We start from the raw sequence: 21,128 nt of genomic DNA on the forward strand, positions 1-21,128 counted from the left end.
GCGAGGACACCGTCTCCGGAAAAAAATACCCGCGGTCGATCCAGGATTGCGGCTTGGGACCAATCTTCAGGGAGTTCTGTTGGGTGTGCCCGAGGGCTCTTGCCCCCTCATTCCAGGAGTGAATCCCATGAAGCGTATCCTTCCCGCGGCATTCGTCACGTTGACCCTGTGGGGCTGTGGCGATTCGGGCAGCACCCGTGTCACCTCCACGCGCGAGCTCGCCGCGGGCCCGGAGCGCACGGCGGCCGTCGAGCGCGCGGTCTCGCGCGTGCTGCTCGAAGGCGCGAAGCTGGGGGTGACGGCTCCCGAGGCGCTGTCCGCGCGCACCGTGCTGGTGGATGACGACGGCACGGAGCATGTCCGGCTGGAGCGGACCTGGCAGGGCCTGCGCGTCATCGGCGGTGACATGGTCGTCCACCAGCGCGGGGGCGCGGACGCACGCGGCTTCAGCCTGACGGGCCAGCCCTCGCTCGCGTCCGTGGCGAGCCGTCCCACGCTGGATGCGTCCGTGGCCGCCCTGCGCGCCCGGTCGGCCTTCGTCGGGAATCTGAGTGGGCCGCGCACCGCGAAGCTGGTGGTGGACGCGCGCCAGGGCCACGAGCCCGCGCTCGCCTACGAGGTGGTGCTCGACGGCTACCAGCCGGACCAGACGCCCTCCGAGCTGCACGTGCTGGTGGATGCCACCACGGGCGCAATCCGTGGCAAGTGGGATGCCGTCCACACGACCGCGGCGGTGGGCTCTGGCAAGTCGCTCTACTCGGGGCAGGTGTCCATCAACACGGACTCCGCGCTGCTCGGAGGCTACGCGCTGCGCGACACGACGCGCGGTGGAGGCTTCTACACGACGGACATGAACAACCTCGGCTCGATTCCGATCGTGGGCGACACGCTTCCGCTGCCCCCGCTCCTACTGCCCGGTACCCTCTTCACTGACTCCGACAATGTCTGGGGAGATGGCACGCCTGGCAACCGCCAGTCCGCCGCGGTGGATGCGCACTTCGGCCAGCAGACGACGTATGACTATTACCGTGCGGTCCATGGCCGCGACGGCATCGATGGCGCGGGCCGCATGGGCTACAGCCGCGTGCACTACGGCGACAAGTACAACAACGCCTTCTGGTACGACCTCTGCTTCTGCATGACGTATGGCGATGGGAACGGCAGCATTCTCGCCCCGCTCACCTCGCTGGACGTCGCGGGCCATGAGATGACCCACGGCATCACCAGCCAGACCGCGGGCCTCGCGTACGAGGGCGAGTCCGGCGGGCTCAACGAGGCCACCAGCGACATCTTCGGCTCCCTGGTGGAGTACTACGCCAACACCGCGCAGGACCCGGGCGACTACCTCATCGGAGAGACCATCTACACCCCGAGCACGCCGGGAGACGCGCTGCGCTACATGCACCAGCCCTCCCTGGACGGCAAGTCGCCGGACTGCTGGTCCTCCAGCCTCGCATCGCTCGACGTGCACTACTCCAGCGGCGTGGCCAACCACTTCTTCTACCTGCTGGCCGAGGGCTCCAACCCCGCCGGTGGCCCTGCCAGCCCCACCTGTGATGGCTCGTCGCACGGGGGCATCGGCCGGCTCAAGGCCGGGAAGATCTGGTACCGCGCCCTCACGGTGTACATGACCTCGTCCACCAACTACGCGGGGGCGCGCACGGCCACCCTCAGTGCCGCGTCGGACCTCTATGGCGCGGGCAGCCCCGAGGTCAGCGCCGTGGCCGCTGCCTGGTCCGCGGTGAGCGTGAACTGAGCCGCAGGCGTCGCCACCGGGGAGGCTGCTCACCGCGAGTCGGGGCAGTTCCCCGTGTGCTGCCCCGGAAAAAGGCCCAGTGAGCGTCGGCCAGGGGACATGGAAGGCAGCGGGCGGTTTCTCGCGGGCCTGAAGGCAGCTCTGTCCTCTGATAGGGAGGAGGCGAAAATGGGCAAGGTGATCTTCGGCATGATGACGTCGCTCGACGGCTACATCAACGACCGCCAAGGCGGGTTCGACTGGGGCCACGTGAGCGAAGATGTGCACAGGTTCGCCGAAGCGGAGCAGAAGCGCGAAGGGCTGGCGATATACGGGCGCCGCATGTACGAGACGATGGTCTACTGGGACACCGCCGACCAGGACGAGAGTCTCGCTCCCTACTTCCGCGACTTCTCCCGCGCCTGGCAGGCGATCGACAAGATCGTCGTCTCAAAGAGCCTCGAAAAGGTGACGAGCAAGCGGACGCGGCTGGTCCGCGAGCTGAGCGCGGACGACCTCCGGCGCCTCAAGGCCGAGACAGAGAAGGACATCAGCATTTCCGGGCCGACGCTCGCCGCGTCCTTCCTGAAGCAGGGCCTCATCGACGAGGTCAGCATCTACTACGTGCCCGTGGTCGTCGGCGGGGGCACCCCGATGTTCCAGGATGTGTGGCAAACGCTGAAGCTCGAGCGTCTCGACCACCGCGCGTTCGACAACGGTGTGCTCTTCGTGCGCTATAGGGTCCTCTGCTGAGGCCAGCGTGCAGGCTAGAGCTCGAGCAGCTCGCGAAGCCGCTCCAGCAACTCCCGGCGGAGGGGATTGTTCGCAAGCTCGCCCGTAAGCTGGTTCGCGGCCAGGGTCCGAAGAGGAGAGCCCGTCCTTTGCCGCGACGGTGGAGGAGCCGAAGAAGGAGCGCACACCACGGTTGGACCAGGCCGGTCTGCTACGCAGGACGTTCGCACTGGACGGAGGGGATATCTTGGTCACCTCCTTCATGGACCCGAGCTGGACGCCCTTGTTCGTGTCCATCAAGGGACTGGTGACCCAGGTGGGAGGACTGATAACCCATGGCTCGGTGAGCGCCCGGGAATACGGCTTGCCAGCCGTCGTCAGCGTGGAGCAGGCGACCGGTGGCTCCTGGTTGCGGTAGGCAGCCTCAACTGAGATCCTCAGGGCTGGCGGCGCGCTTGCTCAAGCGTGCCGAGCTCAGCGTGGCCAGCAGAATCAGCGCGCCGCCGAAGAGCATGCGCAGGTTGGGCTGCTCGTTGAACAGCCACCAGGCGAAGGCGATCCCGTAGACCGGCTCCAGGGCGAACACCACCGAGGCGCTGCGCGCGTTGAGCACGCGCAGGCTGGCGACGAACAGACTGTGCGCCAAAGCCGTGCAGAGCAGACCGAGCAGGGCGATCCACAGCCAGTCCAGCGGGCGCACCTCGGGCAGCGCCACCCAGGCCAGCGGCAGGCTGGCGAGCACGATGGCCAGGTTCTGCCAGAGCGCCGCCTGGGCCGGTTTGACCCCGGCGGTGGTGGCCCGGTTGGACACCGAGACCATGGCAAACAGCAGGCCAGAGAACACCGCCCAGGCCAGCCCCAGGGTCGCGTCGCTGCCCAGGTCGAACTGCGGGGTGACCAGCACCAGGCCGACGCTGACCAAGGCCACCACGCCCCATTCGGCCGCGCGCACCCGTTCACGGAACAGCAGTCCCTCGAGCAGCACGGTGAAGGCCGGGAAGCTGGCGAAGCCCAGAGTGGCCACGGCCACGCTGGACACCTTCACCGCGATGAAGAAGGCCCACCAGTGGCCGCCCAGCAGCAGTCCGGCGCCGGCGAGGGCCAGGCGACGCTGCCAGCTCAGCGGCACCGCCGGTTCGCCGAAGCGGGTCAGCGGAGCCAGGGCGCCGACGGCGAACAGGGCGCGGCCGAACACGATCACCAGCGGCGCGGCCAGCGCCAGCTTGCCGAAGATGCCGGACAGGCCGAAGAACAGGGCGCCCAGGTGCAGGGAGAGGAGGGCGGTGCGGTGCTGCATGGGTTTTTTCCAAACCATGGAAGTCGATGGCGCGTCGTTCAGCGCCCGGCAATCTAGGCGAAAGCCGGCGTCCCGGTCTGTCGCGCTACTCGCGGCCTTTGTGGTGGCGCCCCGGGGTCTCCAGCAGTCGGCGGCTGGCGTCGAGGTGGTGGCCCAGACGCTGTTGCAGCCAGTCGTCCTGCGGCACGTCCAGCACCAGGCAGCGGCTCCCCAGGGCGCTGGCGCAGGCATGGTGGGTCTCCGGCGGCACCACCGCCAGGCTCAGGCTGGACACCTGGCAACAGTGCCCGGCCACCTCGAAGTCCAGCCGGCCGGTCAGTCCGAACACCAGTTGGGCATGCTCGTGGCTGTGGGCGATCTGTTCGTGGTGGTAGTGGCGCAGGGAGAGCAGCTGGGACATTGCGGGAGTATAGGAAGGATGGAAGGCTTGTTGAGGGGTGACGGGCTGGAGACTGTGTCTCTGGGGCTCGGTTATCCCCAGTGCACCCGCAGGGCACGACGCCTGGCGGGCTCCTCAACGACCGCCCCCGGTGGGCGAAGTACCGGGTGAGAGCGGGCGTGGCTCAAGTCCAACCCAACCGTTTTTTGCTATGAACCCGTACGGGGACGGATGGGCGTCCCTCCCGTCGCGATGGGGGTTGCATGAAGAGCATCATCGGCTGGGCGCTGGCCGCCTTCGGCGTCATTGGCTTCGGCGTGGAGATCGACAACCTGCGCAAGGGCACGGCGGACCGCACGGTCACGGGGTTCATCATCGCCGCCCTCTTCGTCCTCGGAGGCCTGGCCCTCATCCGCTCCGCGCGGCGCGCGAAGCTGCCGCCCGAGCTGAGGGAGGCGCCCGTCGTGGTGCGTCCCGCCCTGGGTGCGCGCGACATCGAGCGGGCCGTGCTCGCCTGCGCGAAGCAGCACGGGGGCCGCGTCACCATCGCCGAGGTGGCGGCGGGCAGTCAGCTCTCGTTCACCGAAGCCAAGGAAGTGCTCGAGGAGCTCTCCCGCGCGGGCGCCTGCACCGTGGACGTCACGGAGAACGGTGCGTTCATCTACGAGTTCAACGGCTTGATGCCCCGCGAGCCCGCCCGCGCGGCCCTCGACCCCTGAGCTCCAGGGTTCGAATCCCGTAGGGGACACAGGCGGCGATGCCGGTCAGTCGATGAGCCCATGGGCTCGGAACATCCGCTCCAGGATGTCGCGGATGACCGGTTGCTTGCGCTGGTTGTAGTCCATCACCCTGCCGCACTCCGCGTTGCTCTGCTCCGCCGACGCGAACTTCGCCGCGGCGTACTGCTCGCGCTCCTCCGGGTGGGCGATGAGTTGCCCACGACGAGTGCGCGCCTAGGAGCTTGTCGGAGAATCGCCGAAAAACGACTCCTACATACCAACCATAGCGGTGTGTTTGAGTCGCACTACCCCTCATGTAGTGGGTAGCCGAGGTATTCCGACAGGCTCCTAGCCCCTGCGCGAGGGCCACCTCAGGCTGCGTGGTGTTGAAGCTCGAGACACCCAAGAAACCCAGGGCCCCTGCCGCGCACCTCATGGGAGGGCGGCCTGGGCCCTCGAATACGGCGAGGCGGAGCACCCCGGCGTGCCGCTTTGCCGCGCCTCGAGCGCCAGCGCCGCGCCCAAGGAGATGCCGAACAGCGACGCCGTGCCGCCCACGGCCTCGACGAGGGCGAGGACGTCCTCCACCTCGCGCGCCGACGCGTACGGCGGCGTGTCACCGCTCTCGCCTCGCCCCCGGCGATCGTAGGCGACGACCGTGTACGAGGCGGCGAGCTGGCGGGCGATGGGCATCATCGGCCCCATGGTCCGCGTGGGCTCCTCGATGTTGCCTACACAGCCACGTTTTCAGGATCAGTCGCGAAGAGCGCATGAAAGAGCGTGGTAGCAGGCGGCTCCAAGAGATCCACGATGAGCGGGATTCGAGTCTCGGCGATCTCGCGAGGAAGGGCCTCAGCCCCGAACATCGCCTCGATCTTCCTGCCAACGACCTCCGCGAGCGCCTGCATTTCGGGCGGAAGCGGATCGAAAAAGACCTTGGCGGCGATCACGTCTTGACCTTTGTAGTCGTACCGCAGGCCATATACCGTATAGATAGGCGCCAGGATGCTGAGGCAGCCGACAACCCCCCAGCGGCGCTCCCGCGGCCCATCCTCATGACTCGCCTCCACGGGCTGCCGATCCGTAAACACGGTACAGCGAAAACAGGAAGTAGAGGTGGCCGTGGCATGTCCGATCTCGAATTGCGGAAGCACCGCCCTGAGCTCGCGCATGAGCACGCGCCATTGATCCAGCTTCTCGAGCTCTTGTTTCCACAAAGCCTGAAACCTTTTTAGCTCGGGGCTCCTTTCCAGCTTGCCATCAAACTCACGGTCCGAACGCCAGTATTTCCGAACGACAGGAAGCAATTCTTCCGCTGAAATTGGCATGGGCTTAGAAGTCAACTCGGATGGGCTTTGTTTCCTCTTCACACCAGATTGTCACTCTCGAGCCAAGCACGGCGCGATTCAAAACGACGTTGAAGGTGCTCGTGAATTGCCTACAGACGAGGCCAGGAAGTGGAGATATGGGGGAAGCGATCACCTCCCTCAACGCCTCGTTGGCACAATCGGTGGCGACTCGCTGAGCAAGCGGCTCGGACATCAATCCAAACTTTTCGGTCGCGATGGGCATGCCCACGCCGAACTTGCAGAAATAAGGCTCCAAAGTCGATTTATTTACTACGGTTGCATGGATACACGCGGCACGCCAGCCATCTGCTCCTGCTTCGGTTTTTTCGACAATGGTGGTGAATTGGAAGTGGCTGGGTTGGTACTGATTGATGCTGCATCCCGAGAGAACTGGCAAAAACACCCCCAGCAACCGCAGGAGCGCGGACATCCGCGCGAGTCGCCTTGAAATGCCCACGGTACCACCTTGGATCAAAAGGGTCGGCCAAGCGCTCGGCACATTATCCCGACCATCACCTCGGGCGACATCTCCGCAGCGGCGGACAAGCCCCGAGAACCTCTCCGTAACACCAGTGTTCCGGTGCGGAGCATGCGGGCGGGACCCTCCGGAAACGTACGGCGCGATGAGTGGACTCTACGCTCCTCCGTGAAGCGGTGGGCCGCCCCGTATAGCGTCACGTGCAAACCTTGACATTGTTTGGAAGTGGGCTCGGAGGCACTCCTCACACCGGCTGCAGGAAGCGTCCGTCGACGAGATGCTCGATGACCTCGCGCGCCAGGGCAGGTATCAGAGGAACGCCTCCGGACCTGGTCCAAATTTGGTCCGACAAGAGCCGATTTGGGCCCCTAAGGCGATGCGCGTCTCCTCGTTAAGAGTGGGTTTGACTCAAGGCGGCGGGCAACCTCTGTTGGAGGCGGCGGGAATCGAACCCGCCGCTCGCCCGTCAGCGGGAGGACGGAGAAGAGGGCCATAAGACGGGGGTGGAGAGCCCTTCCATGGACAGGAGGAGCTTCTTCGTCCGCGCGTCGAGGATCAGCGTCCTGGAACCTGAGTTGCTCTCATCCACATAGATCAGCAGCAGGTCTCGCTGGAGCTGGAAGGAGACGAACGTGCCCTGCGTCTCGGGCACTCCCTCCACCGGAACCAGCTTGCCGCCCCGCTCCCACCGCACGGGTACTTCGGGTGCGTAGCCGTCCCCCTCGGGTTCCAGCCGGTAGTAGAGCGGTCCTCCCGGGGTGGAGAGACGCTGCCACTCCCCCGCCATCTCATTGAAGCCCTCCTTCATGTCTGGAAAGGCCGCGCTCAGCAGCTTCCGGGCCTGGTTGAGCTCCAGCCCGGACGGGGAGGTCACGGGTTGGAGCGTCCGAGCCGTCTCGAGCGCTCCGAACGAGGTCGACTTCAGCTCGGGCAGTCCGGCGAGGGGCAGCAGCGTGCCCTTCCGCTTCACCAGATCCACGAGCCACAGCCGGAAGCCGGGCTCCGGGTCCTTCCGACTGGCCTTGATGAGCCCCTTCCTGGCATCGGGGCTCCAGGCCAGGACAGCCGCGTTGCAGTACTCATCGAAGGAGAAGTCGAGACCCTGAACGCCTTGAAGCAGCGCGTGGATCCCCACCGGGTGCTGACCTCCCGGATGCTCGACGCGCTCGGGCTGTGAGGGGCTCGCAAGAGGCCTGCCTTGCACCGGAAAGTGTACGTGAGAGCCCGGCGGGTCTCGTCACGCGGGTTCACCCATGGTAGGGGCGCGGACCACGGGCCGACCCTTCCCCATGGCCTGTCGCGAGGGAAACACCGACTTGAACGTTCCCACCACTCCCACCTCCTTCCTCATCCAGAACTACCGCCGCCAGGACGTGAGCTTCGTCCGTGGAGCTGGCTGCTACCTGTACGACGGCGCGGGCCGTGAGTACCTCGATGCCTTCGCCGGCGTGGCGGTGTGCACCCTGGGGCACTCGCACCCGAAGCTCGTAGAGACGCTGTCGCGGCAGGCCGCGACGTTGATCCACACCTCGAACCACTACGGGCAGCTCGGGCAGGAGGAACTGGCGGCGAGCATCGTCCCCCAGGCGTTTCCGGGGCGGATGCTGTTCTGCAACTCGGGGACGGAGGCCAACGAGGCGGCCTACAAGCTGGTGCGCCTGTGGGGCAACGTGGCGCATGAGGGCCGCAAGCGCCGCATCATCGCCTTCGAGGGGGGCTTCCACGGGCGCACGCTCGGCTCCCTCAGCATCACGCACACGCCCTCCTACCGCGCGCCCTTCGAGCCCCTGCCTCCCACGGACTTCGTTCCCTTCGGCGACGCGGACGCACTCGCCGCCGCCATGAAGAAGGATGACGTGGCCGGTGTGTTCCTCGAGCCCGTCCAGGGCGAGAGCGGCGTGCACGTGCCTCCTCCGGGGTTCCTGGCCCGGGTCCGGGAGCTGTGCACGCGCCACCAGGCTCTCATGGTGGCGGATGAGATCCAGACGGGCATTGGCCGCACCGGGCGGATGTTCTGCCACCAGCATGAAGGCATCACCCCGGACGTGATGTCCCTGGCCAAGGGACTGGGCGGAGGCATCCCCATTGGCGCCGTGCTCGCGACCGAGCCCGTGGCCGCGTTGCTGAAGCCGGGCCTGCACGGCACCACGTTCGGCGGCAATCCCTTCGCGTGTGCGGCGGGGCTGACGGTGATGAAGGAGGTCACCTCGCCGGGCTTCCTGGGCAACGTCGTGGAGCGAGGCCTTCAGCTCATGGAGGGCCTGCGCCGCATCTTCGGCCCCACGCATGAGGTGCGTGGCAAGGGGCTCCTCGTGGGAGTCCAGCTCCAGCGGCCCCCCACCGAGCTGGTGAAGGCCGCCCTCGCACAGGGGCTCGTCGTCGGAGTGGCGGGCAACAACACGCTGCGCATCGCGCCGGCGCTCATCATCACCTCGGCGCAGGTGGACGAGCTGCTCGAGAAGCTCGCGGCGGCCCACCGCGCACAGGGCTGAGTCCGGCTCACATCCGAGCGAGCTTCTCCGGGTTGAGGACCGAGCGGATGGCGTGGATGTGCTCGCCATCCGTCTCGAAGGACATGACGTCGAAGACGGCGCCGTTCAGCCGCAGCAACACCGCGGGCCAGCCGTTCACCTCGGAGAGCTCCGCCGTGACTCCGGCCGGAACCTTCTTCATGATCCCCAGGAACAAACGAGCCACGGCGTCCGCGCCCCGCACCGGATTGAGCGCCGCGCCCCGGACCCTGCCACCGCCGTCGGCCCAGCTCGTCACGTCGTGCGCGAGCAGCTTCTTGAGGCCTTCGAGATCGCCGCTGACGCAGGCGGACATGAAGCCCGTCACCAGCCGTTCGTGCGACTCCTTGGAGGGAGCGAAGCGCGGCCGCCGCGACTGGATGTGCTCTCGGGCGCGGTGGAGGATCTGCCGGCACGCGGCCTCCTCCTTGCCGACCATCTCGGCGACCTCGGCGTGGCTGTACCCGAACACCTCGTGCAGCAGGTACACGGCGCGCTCGACGGGCGACAGGCTCTCGAGCAGCACCAGGAACGCCAGCGAAATGGACTCGGGGTCCACCTGCGTGTCCGTGCGGACGGGCTCGGGGAGCCATGGCCCGACGTACTCCTCGCGCGTCACCTGCGCGCTCTTGAGGCGGTCGAGGCACAGCCGGGTCACCACCGTGGAGAGGAACGCCCGATCCGAGCGCACACCCTCGCGTGTGGCGGCCTGCCAGCGCAGCCACGCCTCCTGGAGGATGTCCTCGGCCTCGGCGAGCGAGCCGAGCATCCGGTAGGCGATGGCGCTCATGGCGGGCCGATGGGCCTCGAACGATTCCAGGGCTCCGTCCGTCATGCCGCCAGTCTCCTCTGTTGCGCAACCTCAGGCGAGAGCTTCCGGCCGGTCTTGCGCCAGGCGGAGATGCACAGTCCCAGACGCTCGGCCGCGAGGGTTCCGACCACCCCGCGGCAGACCGCCTCCTTGATCCAGGCCCCCAGGCGGCCACTGAACACCCAGCGTAACGGAGAGCCATCCTTGCCGTAGAATTGGATGATGCCGTCGCGGCGCCCCAGGCTCAGGCAGAAGCCCAGGTTCAGGTAGTCGAAGGGCTCCGAGCCCTGTCCTCGCGAGAGCTGCGCGAGGCTCTCGCCGACGTAGGTCCCCATGGGCACGGCGGTCTTGCAGCCCATGGGAATGAGCGAAGGCGGCTCGACGACGAAGGCCGCATCACCGACGACGTGGATGTTCTCGTGTCCGAGCGCGCGCAGGTACGGATCCACGAGGACCTGGCCACGCGCGTTCACGGGCAGCCCGGACTGGCGAACGATCTCCGGGACGACGAAACCGCCAGCCCACACGCAGGCATCGAACGACAGGCTGCGATCACCGAGTTCCACGGAGCCGGCCTGGAGCCGCTGCACCTGCGCTTGCTCGAGGGTGACGCCGAGACGGCCGAGGCCCCGGCGCAGGTGCGCACGCCCCGTCTCGGAGAGATCGCCTCCCAGGTCTCCAGAGGAGAGGAGCGTCACCTGGAGCCCGGGGTGCGCCTCGGCGAGCTCGCTGGCGCCCTCGATGCCCGTGAGGCCTCCGCCGATGACGACCAGCCGTCCATTCCGAGCGGCGATGGCGGGCAGGCGCTCGGCGAGCGCTCCGGCAGAGGCTGCCTCCAGCGTGAAGGCGTGCTCGCGAACCCCCGGCACTGCGTTCACGTCCACCTGGGAGCCGAGCGCCACCACCAGTTGCTCGAACGGCAGCCGCTCATCGCCCAAGATGATCTCGCCTCGCGGCTCGATGCGCGTGACGCGGCCGATCTTCAGGGTGATGCCCGTGCCCGCCACCATCTCCGCGAGCTCACGCTTCACCGGCTCCGAGCCGGCCGCCCGCTCGTGCAGCCGGATGCGATCCACGAACCACGGGCTGGCGCTCACCAGCGTGACCGCCACCTGCCCGCGCGTCCGCCGCGCGAGCCGAAGTGCACAGATGAGTCCCGAATAACCGCCCCCCAGGATGACGACGCGCATGGTGTTCTCTCCTTGTTTTTCGCCGGGGAGACGACCCAGCGCGCGCGGGCGTGACACAGATATTCGGAACCGCAAAAACCTCGTGATTCCGGGCCCTTACACCAGGAAGAGGTTCCATGCCCTCGGGGCCTCGAACCGAGGACAGCGGGTAGCCGCCCGCCTGCTCCAGCGCCGTGACCACCGTCTCGTGCAGCTCCGCGGGATTGTACGGAGTGAAGAACTGGAGCCGCGCCACGTTCGCCAGGTGCCCCTGGAGCGCCTCGCCCCGCGCCGAGCCGCACAGCGCACGCCGGGGGGCTCGCCGCGAGCTACGGCACCTCGACCGTGCCCCAGCGTTGGCGGGCCAGCTCCAGGGTGCGTGCGTTCTCGGGCACTTGGAGCAGGAAGCGCTGACGCGCAGCTTTGTGCTGTTGGCGCCCATACACCCGCCCCGCCTCCATGCATCACATCCGCATGGAGTCACCTCAATATCTGCACGCCCCATACCGGAGGGAACGAGGATGACAGGAACCGCATCTGCCGCTCTGCCCGTCTTCAAGACCCGTGAAGGCGAGCACCGGTACATGGAAGCCTACGACGCCGTTCTCCGCGAATGGCCCGTCGCGCACCAGGAACTGGATCTACCAACCCGACTGGGGACGACGCACGTGATCGCGAGTGGCCCAGCAGAGGCCCCCGCGCTGGTATTGCTGCCCTCCATGGCCGGGAGCGCGACGCTCTGGCGCCCGAATGTGGCCGCGTTGAGTGAAGCGTACCGGACCTATGCCGTCGACGTTGTCGGGCAAGCAGGCAAGAGTGTTCTGACTCGTCGCATCAGGAGCCGCCAGGATTTCGCCGATTGGCTCGTCGACCTCCTGGACGCCCTCGGCGTTCGCCGCGCGTCGATCGTCGGGAACTCCTACGGCGGGTTCCTCGCCCTGAATCAGGCAACCCTGACCCCGGAGCGCGTGGACCGGGTGGTCCTGATCAACCCGGCCGGGACGTTCGTCGGCGGCCTTCACTGGGCCATCCTACGTGCCAGTTTGTCGCGGATGCTCCGGGGAAAGAAGGCGACGGCTATCACCGATCTGCTGGGCGAAGGCGCCAAGCTCCATCCCGATGACGAGGCCTGGGGTGCCCTGATGCAGATCACGATGTCCGAGTCGGCGCGGCCGAACCTCGTCTACCCGATCGTGTTCAGCCCGGCCGAGCTCCAGGCCGTCCTGGTTCCGACGCTGCTCCTGATCGGGGAAGACGAGACGCTCTACAATCCCCACACGACCCTCAAGCGGGCCCTCGCGCGGATGCCGATCCTTCGCGGTGAGATCGTCCCAGGCGCCCACCATCTCGCCGCTCTGGCACGTCCCAACGACGTCAATCGTCGGATCCTCGAGTTCCTGCAGCAGGATGTGCGTCGGTAGCGAGGTCCTGGCGTTGGCGTATAGGACGCATGGGGGCCCTGTTGAGGACCGTCTTTCTTGGATAACCCCTCGTGGGACGCGTGGGACCTGCGCGGCCGGGAAATGCGGCGCCCGCTCTCCGAGGACCACCTCGGAGAACCGGGTGTTCGCGCGGGGACTGCACCCGCTCCACCGACGAGTGCGAGATGTCGCGCTCGTGCCAGAGTGCCACGTCCTCCAGTGCGCTCACCGCGTAGCCGCGCAGCAGCCGCGCCAGCCCCGTCAGGTTCCCCATGCAGCCTGCAGGGCTGCTGGCTGCAACAACCACTGCTTTGGCTCACTACCACGCGCACCAGAAGAGTGGCACCCGCCCCTCCCCGGGTCTGATGGCCGGGCTCGTCACACTCTGCGGTAGCGGGGCCACCTGGGCGTGCTCGGGGGCTGGAAGGGGGAGGAACGTGGCCCTCCCTACCAACAGGAGGCTCTCCAAGCGCACGTCGATCCGGACCGCGCCTCCGGGTCCCGCCAGCGTCAGGGCCTGCAGGGCCGCATGGAGCAACTGGCGCGAGAGCACGAGGGCGTCTGCCTCGACGTGCACCGGCTCCTGCTCTCCCAGCACCAGCTCCACCTGCTGGCGGAGCGCCTCTTCCCGGAGCAACCCGAGCAGTTCCCGCACCAGCTCGGTGAGAACTACCGGGCGGCGCTGCCCCTCCTCCAACGAGGCCAGGGTCCGCCAGACGAGCGCCCGGTGACGGATGTGCTGGACGGTCTCCTCGGCGAGCTTCAGCAGGCGGAGAGCATGCTCGAAACGGCTCACCGTGGCCTGGCGGGCAGCCATCCGAAGCCCCTCGCGCGAGGACTCCCTCTGCCGGTCCACCTCCTCGCGCAACACCCGCAGCGACTGCTCGTCCCCGGGAGCCGCCAGCACCTCGCGGATGTCGCTCTCGAGCTGGCGCAAGAGCAGTTCCGCCTCGATGCCATGGGCCGCACAGACCAGCATGTCTTGAAGTCGGCTCGACGCCACCTGCAACCGGAGCGACGTGCAGAGGGCGCCGGTCACCTTGCCCCCCGCGTCCCGGATGGGGATGCCCTGACAGGTGAACGGATGGAAGACACCGATGAAGTGCTCGGGCCCCTCCACCTCGAAGTAGCCACTCGTCGCCAGCGGTGTCCCCAGGCCATTGGTGCCACATACCTCCTCCGACATGAGGGACCCTGGACCTGGCAGCCACCGCTTGGGTCCGTACAAGCTCGCCTCGTCCCCCAGGGTGGAGAGCACGACCGCGTTGGGGTCGCCGAGCGTGACTGCATGGCGCTCGAGCCCCACGGCCCTGAAGAGGACTTCCATGTAGGGCCGGGCAGCGGTGATGAGCGCCTGCTGCTGCTCGAGGAGCCGCTCGGTGTCCCGCTCCGAGAGCCGCTCCGGCTTCGCCGCCTTGGGGTTCGCCCCCAGCTCATGCGCCCGCTCCCAGGCCCGGAGCACGGGCTCGCGAAGCAGTGAGCCGTCGATGAGTCCCGTGGAGACGTAGCGGGCCCAGGCCTGCCGGGTAGATTCGATGGTCAACGCTCATCCTCGCTTGCAGAGGGTGTAGGAAGGCATCGGCTCCAGTCCGCACGCGAATCACGCGCCCGGCATGGGGTTAACAGGACATGGAAATTCGATCGTGCGAGGCGCCCTCCGTTCCCTGCCCGCCCGAACGCCCCTCCTCCAGCGTTCCCCCCCGTGTGGCGAGGACGCGCGGGTCTCCCATGGACGTGCCCTGGCTCCGGATATTGAAAATCCCCAGCTCCCGCTGGGCTGCCGCCGTCCTGGCCGCCGGGCCGATACTTGGGGCCAGGCTGTCGTTCAAGCCACTCGAGCCGGCCCTCCTCCTGCTGGCGTTCGCGATGGTGGCGGCCAGCGCCTCGTATGGAGGGCTCGGCCCAGCGCTTCTCACCCTCGCGCTCGAATGCCTGGTGTTCGCCTTCCACCCCGGGATGGCGCAATTGGAGCTCTTCGTCCCGTTGGCCATTGGGCTCTCGGTCTTCAGCACGCACGTGCGAAGCCCTGCGCAGTACCGGCTCGCCTCGCGGCTGGACACGGAGCGGGAGTCACTCCGTCGGGCCCGGAGAGAGGAGCAGCGGGAGCAGGCCCTCTTCCTCTCCGCCATCGAGCAGCTCGGCCAGAGCCTGTTCGCCCGTCCGGAGGTGCCTTCGCTCTTCCGCGAGGCGGTCTTCCTGCTGGCCAATACCCTCGAGGTGGAGCTCGTCGAGCTCCTGGAACTGGGCAGAGATCGTCAATCCCTCCACCTCCGGGCGGGAGCAGGCTGGAAGGAGGAGAGGGTGCGCCAGCCGCTCCATGAGACAGGGAAGCGCTCACCCGCCGGTTTCGCCCTGCTCACGCGCGAGCCGGTCCTCATCGAGGCACTCCCGGAGGATGAGCGCTTCCAGGTGCCTCCACGGCTCCGCGACCACGAGGCCGTCAGTGGGCTCTGCGTCATCATCGAGGGAGTGGACTCCCCCTTCGGCGTCCTCGGGGCGTACACCCGGAAGCGGCGGAGCTTCACCCAGGCGGAGCTCCAGTTCGTCCGAGGTGTGGCCGGGGTGCTCACGCGCGCCATCCGGCTCCAGCGGCAGTTCGAGACGCAGCGACAGCTCGAGGAGTGGCTCCAGTTGCTCGCCGGGGAGCTCCGGGACTACGTGCTCTGCCTGCTGAGTCCCACCGGGCACGTGACGGACTGGAATGCCGGAGCCGAGCGGCTCACTGGCTGGAAGGCCGAGGAGATTCTCGGCCAGGACTTCTCCCGCTTCTACCCCGCCGAGCTCGCGGCCCGGGGGAGGACCGGCCGCGCACTACGGATGGCGGAGGCCGACGGGCGCTTCGAGGAGACGGGCTACCGTGTCCGCAAGGACGGCTCGCGCTTCTGGGCGAACATGGTGCTCACCGCTTTGCACGCCCCGGGGGGAACCCTCCGGGGCTTCTCCCTGGTGATGAAGGACCTCACCTCGCTCCGGCAGGCGGAAGAAGAGCGGGGGCGGCTGGTGGAGCAGCTCGCGGAGGAGGAGCGCCTGGCCGCCGTCCTGACCCAGCTCCCCGCGGGTGTGATGATCGCGGAGATCCCCAGCGGGCGAACCGTGCTCTGGAACCGGCAGACGGAGGAGATCATGCGCCGGCCGCCCACCGCCTCGCTCGAGGAGATCAAACGCTACCGGTACCATCGCCTGGACGGCCGGGTCTACCAGCCGCACGAGCTGCCCCTGGCACGGACGGTCCTGACGGGCGAGGTGGTGAAGGACGAGGAGGTGGTCATCGAGCGGGGGGACGGGACCCGAGGAATCCTGCTCGTGAGCGCCGCGCCCGTACGGGACGCGGAGGGACAGCCGATCTGGGCCGTAATCACCCTCTTCGACGTCACCGAGCGAAAGAAGGCCGAGGAGTCCCAGCGCTTCCTGGCGGAGGCCAGCCGCATCCTCGGCGAGTCGCTGGAGCTCGAGGAGACGCTGACGCGGCTGGAGCATCTGGACTTCCACCAGAGCACCGACGGGTGCGGGTTCCTGCTCCTGGCAGAGGATGGGAGCCCCGAGCGACTCTCGGCGGACGTCTCCCCTGCCCGGGCTACGTTGCTCCACGCGGTCCTTCGGCACACGGTGGGTGAGGTGCGCGAGACGGGCAGGCCGGTGCTGGTGCCCGAGGTAAGGGAGCAGCATCTGCGAGCCCTCGCGCTGGACGAGGAGCACCTGAGCCAGTTCCGTGAAGCCCCTCTCGTCTCCTATGTGGTCGTCCCCCTGGTGGCCCGAGGCCGCATCATCGGCATCATCGGCTACGTGTCCACCCGAAGGGAGAGCCCCTTCGGCCAGCTGGAGCTGGCGACCGTGGAGGAGCTGGCCCGCCGCGCTGCGCTGGCCATCGACAATGCCCGGCTCTACCAGCAGGCCCGGGACGCCATCCGCGCCCGGGACGAGCTCTTCTCCATCGCGGCCCACGAACTGAGGACTCCGCTCAACGCCCTGCACCTCAAGGCCCAGGTCCTCCAACGCTCACTGCGCAAGCAGCCCGCCACCGAACAGAACGGCCGTTTCGGGGAGGGCATCCAGGTCATCGCCCAGCAGGCCGACCGGCTCTCCCGGATGATAGGAACCCTGCTGGACATCTCCCGCATCCGGGTCGGCCAGCTCCAGCTCGAGCCGGAGGAGCTGAATCTCGTCTCCCTGGTGAACGAGGTCGTGACGCGCATGCGGGAGACGCTCTCCGCCGCCGGCTGCGAGCTCCACCTGGAGCTGACGGAAGGAGCCCCCGGCCACTGGGACCGGATGAGGCTCGAGCAGGTGGTGACGAACCTCCTCTCGAATGCGCTGAAGTACGGAGTGGGCAAGCCCGTCGAGGTGCGGGTGTGGGAGGACGAGCGACTGGCGATGCTGAGCGTGCGCGACCACGGGATTGGCATCCCGCCCGACAAGCTCGAGCACATCTTCGGCCGCTTCGAGCGGGCCGTCTCCGGACGCCAATTCGCCGGGCTCGGGCTCGGGCTCTACGTCACCCGGCAGATCATCGAGGAGCACGGCGGTCGCATCCGCGTGGAGAGCCACCCCGGTGAGGGCTCCACCTTTACGGTGGAGCTGCCGCGCGAGCCCCTCTTCGGCCCTCAGGTGCGCTCACCCGAGACCTGATACCTGGCGCGCCTCGCCGGGGGCCGTCTCCAGGGTGGGCAGACTCAAGAGGAGTGGCTCCCGCTCCTCCCCGGGCCTGATGGCCGGGCTCATCACACTCCGCGGTAGCGGGGCCACCTGGGCGTACTCGGGGGCTGGGAGGGAGAGGAAGGTGGCCTTCCCTGCCTGCTGCTGGCGCTCCAAGCGCACGTCGATCCGAACCGAGCCTCCTGGTCCCGCCAGCGGCAGAGCCTGCAGAGCCGCATGGAGCAACTGGCGCGAGAGCATGAGGGCGTCTGCCTCGACGTGCACCGGCTCCTGCTCGCCCAGCACCAGCTCCACCTGCTGGCGGAGCGCCTCGTCCCGGAGCAACCCGAGCAGTTCCCGCACCAACTCGGTGAGCACCACCGGGCGGCGCTGCCCCTCCTCCAACGAGGCCAGGCTACGCCAGACGAGCGCCCGGTGGCGGATGTCCTGGGCGGTCTCCTCGGCGAGCCTCAGCAGGCGGAGGGCATACTCGAAACGGCTCATCCTGGCCTGCCGAGCTCCAATCCGAAGCCCCTCGCGCGAGGACTCCCTCAACCGGTCCACCTCCTCGCGCAACACCCTCAGCGCCTGCTCGTCCCCGGGAGCCGCCATCACCTCGCGGATGTCGCTCTCGAGCTGGCGCAGCAGCAACTCCGCCTCGATGCCTTGGGCCGCGCAGATCAGCATGTCGCGCAGCCGGCTCGAGGCCATCGGCCGCCGGACCACAGCGCCGAGGCCCCCGACCACCTTGCCCTCCGCGTCCCGGAGGGGGATGCCCTGACAGGTGAAGAGATGGAAGCCACCGATGAAGTGCTCGGGCCCCACCACCTCGAAGTAGCCACCCGTCGTCAGCGGGGTCCCCAGGCCATTGGTGCCGCACACCTCCTCCGACATGAGGGACCCTGGACCTGGTATCCGCTCGGGTCCGTGCACGCTCTCCTCGTCCCCCAGGATGGAAAGCATGACCGCCTGGGCATCGCAGAGGTCGATAGCATGGCGCTCGAGCCCCGCGGCCCAGGAGAGGACTTCCATGTAGGGCCTGGCAGCGGTAATGAGCGCCTGCTGCTGGTCGACGAGCCGCTCGGTGTCCAGCGCCGAGAGCTGCTCCGTCTTCGGCGCCTTGGGGTTCGCCCCCAGCTCATGCGCCCGCTCCCAGGCTCGGAGCACAGGCTCGCGAAGCAGCGAGTCGGCAATAAGCCCCGTGGAGACGTAACGGGCCCAGGCCCGTCGGGTGGATTCGGTGGTCAACGCTCGCTCTCGCATGCTGACGGGATGGGTAGGCATTGGCTCCAGTCCGCGCGCGAATCACGCGCCAGATATGGGTCCAACAAGACAGGGAGCCTCGCTCGTGCCCGGCGCATCCCTCCGCTCCTTGCCCGCCCGAACGCCCCTCCTCCAGCGTTGCCCCCGTGAAATCCCTCCGGGGCACACAGCGGTCATCGAATGAGCCGGCCCTGGCCCTTCAGAGACGTGCTCACACGACCCCCGAGGCCAGGCGCGCCTCGCCGGGTGCCACCTCCAAGGTGGGCAGGCGCCAGAGGAGAGGCTCCCGCGCTTCCCCGGGCTTGATGGCCGGGCTCGTCACACTCCGCGGTTGCGGAGCCACTCGGGCGTGCTCGGGGGCTGGGAGGGGGAGGAACGTGGCCTTCCCTTCCGACAGGAGGCTCTCCAAGCGCACGTCGATCCGGACCGTGCCTCCCGGTCCCGCCAGCGGCAGGGCCTGCAGAGCCGCATGGAGCAACTGGCGCGAGAGCATGAGGGCGTCTGCCTCGACGTGCACCGGCTCCTGCTCGCCCAGCACCAGCTCCACCTGCTGGCGGAGCGCCTCTTCCCGGAGCAACCCGAGCAGTTCCCGCACCAACTCGGTGAGCACCACCGGGCGGCGCTGCCCCTCCTCCAACGAGGCCAGGCTACGCCAGACGAGCGCCCGGTGGCGGATGTCCTGGGCGGTCTCCTCGGCGAGCCTCAGCAGGCGGAGGGCATACTCGAAACGGCTCATCCTGGCCTGCCGAGCTCCAATCCGAAGCCCTTCGCGCGAGGACTCCCTCAACCGGTCCACCTCCTCGCGCAACACCCTCAGCGCCTGCTCGTCCCCGGGAGCCGCCATCACCTCGCGGATGTCGCTCTCGAGCTGGCGCAGCAGCAACTCCGCCTCGATGCCTTGGGCCGCGCAGATCAGCATGTCGCGCAGCCGGCTCGAGGCCATCGGCCGCCGGAGCACGGTGCCGAGTACCCCGGCCACCCCGCCCTTCGCGTCCCGGATGGGGATGCTCTGACAGGTGAAGAGATGGAAGCAACCGAGGAAGTGCTCGGGCCCCTCCACCGCGAAGTAGCCCCCCGTCGCCAGCGAGGTCCCCAAGCCATTGGAGCCAATCAACTCCTCCGAACAGAGGGCCCCCGGACCTGGCTGCTGCTGGGGTCCGTGCAAGCTCTCCTCGTCTCCCAGGATGGAGAGCAGGACCGCGTGGGCGTCGCTGAGCTGAATGGCATGGTACTCGAGCCCCACGGCCCAGGAGAGGACTTCCATGTAGGGCCTGGCAGCGGTGATGAACGCCTGCTGCTGGTCGACGAGCCGCTCGGTGTCCAGCGCCGAGAGCTGCTCCGTCTTCGGCGCCTTGGGGTTCGCCCCCAGCTCATGCGCCCGCTCCCAAGCCCGGAGCACGGGCTCACGAAGCAGCGAGTCGGCAATAAGCCCCGTGGAGACGTAACGGGCCCAGGCCCGTCGGGTGGATTCGGTGGTCAACGCTCGCTCTCGCATGCTGAAGGTTTGGGTGGTGGGTATTGGCTCCAGTCCGCGCGCGATCCACGCGCCGGGCATGGCTTCAACAAGACACGGAGCCTCGATCGTGCGCGGAGCCCTCCGCGCCCTGCCCGCCCGAATGCCCCTCCTCCAGCGTTGCCCCGTGAAGTCCCCCACCTCCCGATGGGCCGCCGCCGTCCTGGCACTCGGCGCGGCGAGCCGCTCGAACCGGCATTCCTCCTGCTGACGTTCGCAGGTGCTGTCCAGGGCAGGCTCGCTTGCACGCCCGCGTCCCCAGTGAGCGGCGCGGGAGCTATAGGAAGGACAGGAGCCCTATGGCCATGACCGCGAGCCAGCAGCTCGTGTCGGCGAAAGGTTGAGACCCTCCGCCCGGTCAGTATCAGATCGACGGCGTGGATGGCTGCGGCTGAGCCGTTTACACCAGCCACACCGGCACCACGTTGAGCCGGTAGAAGAGGTCCTCGCGGAACTCGCCCTTACGCACCATCTCCTTGAGGGCTAGAACGCTCGTGCATGAGAATCGCGATCTCCGGCACGCATCGCGCGGGGAAGTCCACCCTCATCGAAGAGTTGTCCGAGCTCCTGCCCTCCTACGTGACGGTGGATGAGCCGTACCACCAGCTGGAGGAAGAGGGGTACGAGTTCGCGTCGCCCCCGTCCGTCGAGGACTTTGAAGAACAGCTCGCACGGTCCATCGCCGACCTGGACGATGACTCGCGCGACATGTTGTTCGACCGATGCCCGGTGGATTTCCTCGGGTATCTGCTGGCTCACGAGGACCACGATGCGTTCGACCTGGAGGCGTGGCTCCCACGCATTCGCGGCGCCCTCCGGAAGCTCGATTTGCTCGTGCTGGTCGGAATCGAGCGGCGGGACCGAATCTCGCTCTCGGCCTCGGAGAACGAGGCGCTGCGCCTGGCGGTTGACGAGAAGCTGAAGGAGCTCCTCCTCGATGACCCCTACGATTTCGGGGTGGAGGTGCTCGAAGTCGAGGGTTCTCCGCGAGCGCGTGCGAAGCAGGTTCTCGAACATCTTCGGGGTGAAGCGCGGTAGCTCGATTTTGGCTGCTGCTCATCCGCCAGGAGAGTCTCAGCACCCGGGTGCGGCTGCCCTGACGAGGCCTGGAGGGAGCCAG

The 21,128-nt window shown here is 67.9% G+C and carries 21 protein-coding genes; 8 read left to right on the forward strand and 13 right to left on the reverse strand.

What is annotated here, in order from left to right; translation table 11 throughout:
• Positions 1–127: 127 nt before the first annotated feature.
• From OV287_RS40055 to OV287_RS40065, 3 genes are all read left to right on the forward strand, one after another.
• A complete protein-coding gene (locus tag OV287_RS40055) occupies positions 128–1,756 on the forward strand; it encodes a M4 family metallopeptidase (protein WP_267539301.1) in 1,629 nt (542 codons plus the stop codon).
• A gap of 168 nt (positions 1,757–1,924) precedes the next feature.
• Complete coding sequence (locus OV287_RS40060) at positions 1,925–2,488, forward strand: dihydrofolate reductase family protein (protein ID WP_267539302.1); 564 nt, start codon at positions 1,925–1,927, stop codon at positions 2,486–2,488.
• 139 nt (positions 2,489–2,627) lie between these two features.
• Entirely contained in the window at positions 2,628–2,885 is a 258-nt protein-coding gene (locus OV287_RS40065) for a PEP-utilizing enzyme (protein ID WP_267539303.1), read from the forward strand.
• Between the two features lie 6 nt (positions 2,886–2,891).
• Here the strand turns inward: OV287_RS40065 and OV287_RS40070 are convergent, their stop codons facing one another.
• Both OV287_RS40070 and OV287_RS40075 read right to left on the reverse strand, forming a co-directional pair.
• Positions 2,892–3,764 (reverse strand): DMT family transporter, encoded by an 873-nt coding sequence (locus OV287_RS40070; RefSeq protein ID WP_267539304.1) that lies wholly within the window; start codon positions 3,762–3,764, stop codon positions 2,892–2,894.
• Between the two features lie 85 nt (positions 3,765–3,849).
• Positions 3,850–4,164 (reverse strand): cupin domain-containing protein, encoded by a 315-nt coding sequence (locus OV287_RS40075; protein ID WP_267539305.1) that lies wholly within the window; start codon positions 4,162–4,164, stop codon positions 3,850–3,852.
• A 242-nt stretch (positions 4,165–4,406) separates the two neighbouring features.
• Between OV287_RS40075 and OV287_RS40080 the strand changes: the two genes are divergently transcribed.
• On the forward strand, positions 4,407–4,862 hold the full coding sequence (locus tag OV287_RS40080; protein WP_267539306.1) for a hypothetical protein: 456 nt from the start codon (positions 4,407–4,409) through the stop codon (positions 4,860–4,862).
• A 45-nt stretch (positions 4,863–4,907) separates the two neighbouring features.
• On the opposite strand, the gene OV287_RS56550 is transcribed toward OV287_RS40080, so the two are convergent.
• The 5 genes from OV287_RS56550 to OV287_RS40105 all read right to left on the reverse strand — a co-directional run bounded on the left by OV287_RS56550 (position 4,908) and on the right by OV287_RS40105 (position 7,824).
• Positions 4,908–5,072 carry a GrpB family protein gene (locus OV287_RS56550; protein WP_267542506.1) on the reverse strand — a complete coding sequence of 55 codons (165 nt, stop codon included), beginning with the start codon at positions 5,070–5,072 and terminating at the stop codon, positions 4,908–4,910.
• Positions 5,073–5,294: 222 nt separating this feature from the next.
• Positions 5,295–5,567: an alpha/beta fold hydrolase gene (locus tag OV287_RS40090; protein ID WP_267539307.1), complete on the reverse strand. Its 273-nt coding sequence runs from the start codon at positions 5,565–5,567 to the stop codon at positions 5,295–5,297.
• Between the two features lie 26 nt (positions 5,568–5,593).
• Positions 5,594–6,190, reverse strand: coding sequence for a hypothetical protein (locus OV287_RS40095; protein WP_267539308.1), 597 nt, complete (start codon positions 6,188–6,190; stop codon positions 5,594–5,596).
• Between the two features lie 4 nt (positions 6,191–6,194).
• Positions 6,195–6,641: a hypothetical protein gene (locus OV287_RS40100; RefSeq protein WP_267539309.1), complete on the reverse strand. Its 447-nt coding sequence runs from the start codon at positions 6,639–6,641 to the stop codon at positions 6,195–6,197.
• A 514-nt stretch (positions 6,642–7,155) separates the two neighbouring features.
• On the reverse strand, positions 7,156–7,824 hold the full coding sequence (locus OV287_RS40105) for a hypothetical protein (protein ID WP_267539310.1): 669 nt from the start codon (positions 7,822–7,824) through the stop codon (positions 7,156–7,158).
• 181 nt (positions 7,825–8,005) lie between these two features.
• Here OV287_RS40105 and OV287_RS40110 point away from each other — a divergent pair, with 181 nt between their 5' ends.
• Positions 8,006–9,181, forward strand: a complete 1,176-nt coding sequence (locus OV287_RS40110) for an aspartate aminotransferase family protein (protein ID WP_267539311.1) — start codon at positions 8,006–8,008, stop codon at positions 9,179–9,181.
• A gap of 7 nt (positions 9,182–9,188) precedes the next feature.
• Here the strand turns inward: OV287_RS40110 and OV287_RS40115 are convergent, their stop codons facing one another.
• The gene (locus OV287_RS40115) at positions 9,189–10,034 is read right to left on the reverse strand and encodes an RNA polymerase sigma-70 factor (RefSeq protein WP_267539312.1); all 846 of its coding nucleotides are present in this window, start codon (positions 10,032–10,034) and stop codon (positions 9,189–9,191) included.
• A complete protein-coding gene (locus OV287_RS40120) occupies positions 10,031–11,200 on the reverse strand; it encodes an NAD(P)/FAD-dependent oxidoreductase (protein ID WP_267539313.1) in 1,170 nt (389 codons plus the stop codon). The genes OV287_RS40115 and OV287_RS40120 overlap by 4 nt, the downstream gene beginning before the upstream one ends.
• A gap of 500 nt (positions 11,201–11,700) precedes the next feature.
• Between OV287_RS40120 and OV287_RS40125 the strand changes: the two genes are divergently transcribed.
• Positions 11,701–12,600 (forward strand): alpha/beta fold hydrolase, encoded by a 900-nt coding sequence (locus OV287_RS40125; RefSeq protein ID WP_267539314.1) that lies wholly within the window; start codon positions 11,701–11,703, stop codon positions 12,598–12,600.
• Between the two features lie 319 nt (positions 12,601–12,919).
• On the opposite strand, the gene OV287_RS40130 is transcribed toward OV287_RS40125, so the two are convergent.
• A complete protein-coding gene (locus OV287_RS40130) occupies positions 12,920–14,143 on the reverse strand; it encodes a hypothetical protein (RefSeq protein WP_267539315.1) in 1,224 nt (407 codons plus the stop codon).
• Between the two features lie 185 nt (positions 14,144–14,328).
• On the opposite strand from OV287_RS40130, the gene OV287_RS40135 reads away from it, so the two are divergent.
• Positions 14,329–17,226 carry a sensor histidine kinase gene (locus OV287_RS40135; protein ID WP_267539316.1) on the forward strand — a complete coding sequence of 966 codons (2,898 nt, stop codon included), beginning with the start codon at positions 14,329–14,331 and terminating at the stop codon, positions 17,224–17,226.
• Here OV287_RS40135 and OV287_RS40140 read toward each other — a convergent pair.
• From OV287_RS40140 to OV287_RS56555, 3 genes are all read right to left on the reverse strand, one after another.
• Entirely contained in the window at positions 17,212–18,480 is a 1,269-nt protein-coding gene (locus tag OV287_RS40140) for a sigma-54-dependent transcriptional regulator family protein (protein WP_267539317.1), read from the reverse strand. The genes OV287_RS40135 and OV287_RS40140 overlap by 15 nt on opposite strands.
• A 226-nt stretch (positions 18,481–18,706) precedes the next feature.
• Positions 18,707–19,975: a sigma-54-dependent transcriptional regulator family protein gene (locus OV287_RS40145; RefSeq protein WP_267539318.1), complete on the reverse strand. Its 1,269-nt coding sequence runs from the start codon at positions 19,973–19,975 to the stop codon at positions 18,707–18,709.
• Positions 19,976–20,408: 433 nt separating this feature from the next.
• Positions 20,409–20,480 (reverse strand): sigma 54-interacting transcriptional regulator, encoded by a 72-nt coding sequence (locus tag OV287_RS56555; protein ID WP_373371930.1) that lies wholly within the window; start codon positions 20,478–20,480, stop codon positions 20,409–20,411.
• Positions 20,481–20,506: 26 nt separating this feature from the next.
• Between OV287_RS56555 and OV287_RS40150 the strand changes: the two genes are divergently transcribed.
• Positions 20,507–21,046: an AAA family ATPase gene (locus OV287_RS40150; RefSeq protein WP_267539319.1), complete on the forward strand. Its 540-nt coding sequence runs from the start codon at positions 20,507–20,509 to the stop codon at positions 21,044–21,046.
• Positions 21,047–21,128 lie beyond the last annotated feature (82 nt).

The sequence above is a fragment of the Archangium lansingense genome (genome assembly GCF_026626635.1).
Lineage (GTDB): Bacteria > Myxococcota > Myxococcia > Myxococcales > Myxococcaceae > Archangium > Archangium lansingense.